The organism is Phytopseudomonas dryadis, assembly GCF_004327355.1.
Taxonomy (GTDB): Bacteria; Pseudomonadota; Gammaproteobacteria; order Pseudomonadales; family Pseudomonadaceae; genus Aquipseudomonas; species Aquipseudomonas dryadis.
Genome location: NZ_QJUM01000069.1, coordinates 1 through 902, shown reverse-complemented (window position 1 = coordinate 902; position 902 = coordinate 1). Strand labels below are relative to the sequence as shown.

The 902-nt window shown below is 57.0% G+C and carries 1 protein-coding gene; it reads right to left on the bottom strand.

Annotated elements, in window-relative coordinates:
• Positions 1–19: 19 nt before the first annotated feature.
• Positions 20–902: transposase (locus DNK34_RS25255; protein ID WP_131199513.1), on the bottom strand; the 883-nt coding region annotated here is incomplete at its 5' end.

Here is a 902-nt window from a genome sequence, read left to right as displayed (position 1 = left end):
GTAGATACTCTGTTAGTGGTCAAGCGTTTTTCAGGTGTTCATTGCTGAATAGCTCGGATGAATCGAAAGGCACACCGAGCTTCAGGCAAGCCCAGACGCCAGTCAGGTATTTACGCATGACTGCACACAGTGCCTGGATTTTCTTCTTGCCTCGTTTTTGCAATGCGTCGTAAAAAGCCTTGGCATTTGGATCATGACGCACCGCAGACAAGGCCGGCATGTAGAACGCGCTGCGTAGGTAGGCATTGCCCGCCTTGCTCAGGCGCCCGGGTCTGTTGACGCTGCTTCCCGATTGGCAGAGTCGTACATCCAGGCCGGCATAGCGACTGACCTGGGAGGACTTCAGCCCACGAGGCAATACGCTTAACTCGGCCAACATGGCAATCGCGCTGGCCTGCCCGATGCCCTTGGCCTGTGTGATGTTGGCCAGGTGCTGCTTGTGGTGTGGTTGCTGGTTGATCAGTTCGATCGCCGCCTTGGTCAGCTTCTCGATGCGCTGATCGAGCCGTTCGATCCCATCGCATTCGTCTTCGATCAACAAGGCCAAGGTACTCGACTTGGAACGTAGCGCATGCAGGCGGTTCTTGGCTTGCGTGCGAGTCGCCGTCAGGCGATTGATCTGCCGGCCAATATCGCGCAAGCCCATCAGCACTTCGTCGGGAGCCTGCCACAGTCCGGGCTTCATGCACTCGCCATACTCGGCCAGCAGTGCAGCATCTACCGCATCGGTCTTGCTGTTGCTCAGCTTGAGGTTGGCAAAATGATGGAAACTGCGTGGGTTGATGACCGCTACAGGCAAGCCTGCTCGATGCAGGGCCACTGCCAAGTCCAGGTAATAAATCCCGGTTGCCTCGAGTACCACACAGGCGACCTGCTGCCCCAGCTTCTTGATCAAAGCCAGG